The 5,607-nt window shown below is 64.3% G+C and carries 5 protein-coding genes; 3 read left to right on the forward strand and 2 right to left on the reverse strand.

Features of this window, described 5'->3' with window-relative positions:
* Nucleotides 1-133: 133 nt before the first annotated feature.
* Both Q3C01_RS44520 and ugpB read right to left on the reverse strand, forming a co-directional pair.
* Nucleotides 134-313 (reverse strand): DUF4089 domain-containing protein, encoded by a 180-nt coding sequence (locus tag Q3C01_RS44520; RefSeq protein WP_458151677.1) that lies wholly within the window; start codon nt 311-313, stop codon nt 134-136.
* Nucleotides 314-508: 195 nt separating this feature from the next.
* Entirely contained in the window at nt 509-1,837 is a 1,329-nt protein-coding gene (gene ugpB, locus Q3C01_RS44525) for a sn-glycerol-3-phosphate ABC transporter substrate-binding protein UgpB (protein ID WP_458151678.1), read from the reverse strand.
* A gap of 306 nt (nt 1,838-2,143) precedes the next feature.
* Between ugpB and Q3C01_RS44530 the strand changes: the two genes are divergently transcribed.
* From Q3C01_RS44530 to Q3C01_RS44540, 3 genes are all read left to right on the forward strand, one after another.
* A complete protein-coding gene (locus Q3C01_RS44530; protein WP_458151680.1) occupies nt 2,144-3,139 on the forward strand; it encodes a TRAP transporter substrate-binding protein in 996 nt (331 codons plus the stop codon).
* Nucleotides 3,140-3,145: 6 nt separating this feature from the next.
* The gene (locus tag Q3C01_RS44535; protein ID WP_458151681.1) at nt 3,146-5,221 is read left to right on the forward strand and encodes a sensor histidine kinase; all 2,076 of its coding nucleotides are present in this window, start codon (nt 3,146-3,148) and stop codon (nt 5,219-5,221) included.
* Nucleotides 5,191-5,607: response regulator (locus Q3C01_RS44540; protein ID WP_458151682.1), on the forward strand; the 417-nt coding region annotated here is incomplete at its 3' end. The genes Q3C01_RS44535 and Q3C01_RS44540, both read left to right, overlap by 31 nt.

The following is a 5,607-nucleotide window of genomic DNA, read 5'->3' on the forward strand; positions in this document are numbered from 1 at the left end:
GTTGAGAAGCGTGTCGTGCTGCTTGATGCGGGCGAGCGCGGCTTCGGTCGCATCTAGCGCGGACAGTTTGCCGCCTGTCACCGCCCTGGCGATGTCCGTAGCCGTCACTTCGGGAGCTGTCGTCATGGCAGCATCAGGCGGTGAACACGGGCGCCGGCTCGGTCTCGTCCGGCAGCACGAATTCGTCGACGAGGCGGGCGAGCCGCAGCGACACGTCGAGGTTGGCGCGAATGGCCGGCCGCCAGGCCTCGTCGATAGGCAACGCCAGCGCCTGCGCGACGGCGTCGATATAATCGTCCAGCGGTTCGGCCATCTTTCACCTTGTTCTCTTATGAGTATGGGGTCGCAAGCTTCGTGCCAAAGGCCAATGCCGCGCTTAGATACAAGCAAACTATTGATATTACTTAATTAATCTCCAAGCCATCGCGACTGCCACCAGCCCTATTGCATACAAATAACCTGCCCTGCTCACACAATGGGCGGAAATCTCCGCCCGCGGATTGGGCAGCTACCGGTCTGGGCTGGCGCGCTCGAACTGGCGGAGCAGCTTGTTGCCGCGCTCGACTGCGGAATCGAGTGCTGCCTGGGCGCCCTTCTTGCCGGCAAAGGCCTGCTCCAGCTCATCCTCGATGACGCCGCGGATCAGCACGAAGGAGCCGAGCCGAATGCCCTTCGAGTTCTCCGTCGGCGGATGCAGCGTGATCTCCTCGAAGGAGATCGCACTACCCGGATTGCGCTCGTAGAAGCCCTGCGCGCGGGTCAGCTCGAACGCGGCGCGGGTGATCGGCAGGTAGCCCGTGTTCTGGTGCCAGGCCGCCTGCACGCCCGGCTGCGACAGATAGGCGAGGAATCTTGCCACGCCCTTGTACTCGTTGCGCGGACGGTCGCGCAGCACCCACAGCGTGGCGCCACCGATGATCGAGTTCTGCGGCGCGCCCTTCACGTCCGGCCAATACGGCATCATGCCGTAGCCGACCTCGAATTTCGAGTTGGCCCTGATGTCGGCGCGCGTGCCGGAGGAGCCGATGAAGATGCCGCATTCGCCATTCTGGAAGCGCGGCTCGGCCGCCTGCCCGCGACCGCTATAGTCGAACACCTTGTCCTTCTGCCACTCGCTGAGCTGTGCGATGTGGTGCACGACGATGGGATTGTTGATCCTCAATTCCGCGTCCAACCCGGCAAAGCCGTTCGCCTTGGTCGCCAGTGGCAGATCGTGAAACGCCGAGAAATTCTCGACGTGAATCCAGGACGGCCAGGACGTGGTGAAGCCGCAGACCGCCCCGTGCTCGCGCAGACGTTTTGCGGCAGCCCCGAGTTCCGGCCAGGTCTTTGGCGGCGTCTCGGGATCAAGGCCCGCGTCACGGAACATGCCCTTGTTGTAGTAGAGGATCGGTGTCGAGGCGTTGAACGGGAAGGACAGCAGATTGCCGGCTGCGTCCGTGTAGTAGCCTGAGACGGCCGGAAGATAGGCGCCGGGCGAGAACGGCTCGTTCTGATCCTGCATCAGGCTGAACACCGGATAGATTGCGCCCTTGGCCGCGGTCATGGTGGCGGTCGCCACTTCGTTGACCTGGACGATCGCCGGCTGGCCGCGTGAGCGGAAGGCGAAGATCGCCGCCGTCACCGTTTCGGTGTAGTTGCCCTTGTAGCTCGGCACGATCCGATAGTCGGATTGCGAGGCGTTGAAATCGGAGACGAGCTTCTCCAGCTGCCGGCCGAGCTCGCCTGACATCGCGTGCCAGAGCTGGATGTCGGTCGCGGCTCGGGCCGGCGAGGCCATAGCGAGCGCCGCTGCGACGGCGACCATCTGCAAAAGACGCAAGGTTCTAATCACCATCGTTCATCCGTCTCGCGCCCCCGTACCTGCTTAAGGCGCGGCATGGCTGGTTTCAATCAGGAACAAGAACCGACCGCGCTGCACAATCGGCGACCGGAAGGCCAAGGCGCCCACGTCATGCCCGGGCTGTCCGGGGCATCCACGTTCTTTGTACCGCGCCGCAAGACGTGGATGGCCGGGACAAGCCCGGCCATGACGTTGTGGGAGCTTCGGCACGCGCGGGCAGGATAGCGTTCCCCTGACCTTCTGCTAGATTGCATTGAACCTTTTCTACCCGCCATAGACTCCATCACTGAGGGGTTGAGTGTGCCAGTGTTGAGCCGTGCCGAACTCTCGCGGACCGGGATGGTTTTCGTCGTGTTCCTGTTCGCGATGTGCGCGACGGGGACGTTTGCGCGCGAATTTCGTGCCGCCGACACCCAGACCGAGGATTACCCGACCGTCCAGGCGCTGCATTACATGGGCGCTCTGATCGCGGAACGCACCGGCGGCCGGCATGAGGTCAAGGTGTTTCACTCCCGCCAGCTCGGCGAGGAGAAGGAGACGATCGAGCAGACCCGGGCTGGCGCGATCGACCTCAACCGGACCAACGTGGCGCTGATCGGCAACTTCGTCCCGGCGATGAATGTGCTCGCAATGCCGTTCCTGTTCCGCTCCATCGAGCACATGCAAAAAGTGCTGGACGGGCCGATTGGCCGCGAAATCCTCGGCAGCTTCGAGCCTTTCGGTTTCGTCGGCCTTGCCTTCTACGATTCCGGCGCGCGGTCGATCTACAACGGCGTCCGGCCGGTGAAGAGCGTGGCCGACCTCAGGGGCTTGCGGATCCGCGTGCAGCAATCGGAGTTGATGTCGGCGATGATCCGTTCGCTCGGTGCCGACCCGGTCGAATTGCCCTATGGGCAGGTGCTCACGGGGCTCGCGACTCATCTGATCGACGGCGCAGAAAACAACTGGCCGTCCTTCGTCACCACGGACCATTACAAATATGCCGGCTACTACACGCTGACCGAACACACGATGAGCCCGGAGGTGCTGGTGATCTCGCTGAAGGCCTGGCGGAGCCTGTCCGCGGAGGACCAGCAGATTTTTCGCGAAGCCGCGCAGCGGTCCAGCCGCTTCATGCGCGAGAAGTGGCGTGACCTGGAGGAGCAGTCGCAGCGCAAGGCACAAGCTGCCGGCGTCACCATCATCAGGGATATCGACCACAAGCCGTTCGAGGATGCGATGGCTGACATCTACGCCAAGGCCGCGCTGGACCCTGCCGCGGCTGCGCTGATCGAACGTATTCGCAAGGTGGAGTGAGGCCGCTTGGCAGCGCTTGGACACAGCGAGAAGGAAAAGCCGCCCGGCCCGGTCGGACGCTTGCGCGCCCGCATCGTCGGCGTACTGCGCGCCGTCCCGATCCGCTGGCGCATCCTGTCGATCGCGGCGCTGAACTCCGCCGTGGTCGTTGTGCTCGTGGCGATGATCTGGAACGGGGCACAGGTGCTGGCCTCGGCCTGGGACGATCTCCGCCAGGTGCGCGAGTCCGACAAGATCCTTGCGCTGCTCGAAAGCGAGACCGGGCGCCTGCAAAACCTCATCCACCGCTACATCAACCAGCCGAGCCCCGACCTGTTCGCCGAGATCCTGCTGCTGCGCGAGGCCGTGCTGGGCACGCTGACCAACCGCGCCGCCAAGGACCCGATGCTGTCGGGCTCGGTCGAGGAGCTCGAGCGCACCACCGAGCGCTTCCTCAACGGCTTTGGCGAATTGCGCAGCGTGCAGGCGACCATCGCCAAGACCTATGAAGACCAGGTGCTGGGGCCCGCCAAGGACATGGCCGGGCTCTATTCCATCATCGAAGGCGCCACCGGCCATCGCGATGCGCTGATCTGGCCCTCGCTGGGCAAGTCCCGCGAAGCCTTCACAGCCATGCTCGTCGCGGCCAATTCCTACTATCTCTCGCTCGCGTCGGCCTCCGCCGAGGACGCCCGCCGCAACACCGAGACGATCGAGAAGACCATCCCAGTGATGAGGGATCTCGCCGACAACGACCTCCAGCGGATGGCGCTGGAGCGGCTCGCCACCCGCACCACCGCGCTACGCGAGGGCTTTGCAAACCTCTCCGAGCAGCTCATGAGCCGCACCGATCTTTTGCGCAACACCATCGACGCGAGCCAGGCTGAGGCGATCGGCGCCATCGACGACCTCTCGACCAAGATGCGCCAGCGCGAGCAGCGGGCGCAGGAGACCTTTGACCGAACGCTGTCGGACATTTCGCGGCGGGTGCTGTCGATCGCGGTGATCTTCCTCGGCATCATCCTCACCGTCGGCGTGCTGATCGCGCTGTCGATCCGGCTGCCCCTGCAGCAGATCATGACCGCGATGCGCGCGATCACGATCGGCGATCTCGACCGCGAGGTGCAAGGCATCAAAGCGCGCGACGAGGTCGGCGCCATGGCGCGCGCAGTGGAAGTGTTCCGCGAGAACGCGATCGCCAAGCGCAAGACCGAGGACGAGTTGCGCGCATCGAAGGAGAAGGCCGAGAGCGCGCTCCTGGAGCTCAATACCGCACAGCAGAACCTGATCGACGCCGAGCGGCTGGCCGCGCTCGGCGGCCTCGTTGCCGGCGTCGCCCACGAGGTCAACAACCCCATCGGCATCAGCCTCACGGTTGCTTCCAGCTTTGCCCGGCGCAGCGAGATCTTCGAGGCGCAGCTGAAGGGCGATGGCGGCCTGCGGCGCTCGCAGCTGGAAGAATTCGTGCAGTCCTCGCGCGACGCCTCGCAGCAGCTCGTCGCCAACCTTACGCGCGCCGGCGAGCTGATCCAGTCGTTCAAACAGGTCGCGGTCGACCGCTCCCATGCCGAGCGCCGGCAGTTCAGCTTGAGCGAGGCCACCGACCAGATCATCGCCAGCCTGCGCCCAGTGCTGAAGCGCTCGCCGATCACGCTCAAAGTCGACGTGCCGGAAGGGCTGCTGCTCGACGGCTATCCCGGCTCCTATGGCCAGATCCTGACCAACCTGTTCCTCAACGCCGCCAACCACGCCTTCGCCGACGGCCGCGCCGGCACCATCTCGATCTCGGCACGGCCGCGCGGGTCTGATGACATCGAGCTCAGCTTTGTCGACGACGGCGCTGGCATGACGCCGGACGTGCAGCGGCAGGCCTTTGACCCTTTCTTTACCACCCGGCGCAATGAGGGCGGCACGGGTCTCGGCCTCCATATCGTCTATAACCTGGTCACCCAGCAGCTCGGCGGGCGGATGATGCTGGAATCCAAGCTGGGACAAGGCACCACTTTTCGCATTATCATGCCCCGGGTCGCCAAGGGCGGCACGCAAAGCACAGAGACTGACGGGACTTCTCAATGGCCGAACAGGACGATGTCCTCCACCTGATCGACGACACCGCCACCACGGCGGAGGATACGACTGCGCGGAAATGGAAGATCGCCGTCATCGACGACGATCCGGCCGTGCATGACGGCACGCGCTTTGCGCTCTCTGACTACAGCTTGAACGGCCAGGGTCTCGAAATCCTCTCCGCTTATTCGGCGGCCGAAGGCCGCAAGCTGATGCGCGAGCACAACGACATCGCCGCCGTGCTGCTCGACGTCATCATGGAGACGGATGTCGCGGGGCTCGAGCTCGTCGAATTCATCCGCAACGAGGTCCGCAACGAGACCGTCCGCATCATCCTGCGCACGGGACAGCCAGGCCAGGCGCCGGAGCGGCGCGTCATCGTCCAGTACGACATCAACGACTACAAGGCCAAGACCGAGCTC

It is taken from the genome of Bradyrhizobium sp. UFLA05-109, assembly GCF_054185165.1.

What these genes read in the sequence shown, in the direction of transcription:
- ugpB (WP_458151678.1), bottom strand. Translation starts at nt 1,837, where the DNA reads ATGGTGATTAGAACCTTGCGTCTTTTGCAGATGGTCGCCGTCGCAGCG.
- Q3C01_RS44520 (WP_458151677.1), bottom strand. Translation starts at nt 313, where the DNA reads ATGGCCGAACCGCTGGACGATTATATCGACGCCGTCGCGCAGGCGCTG.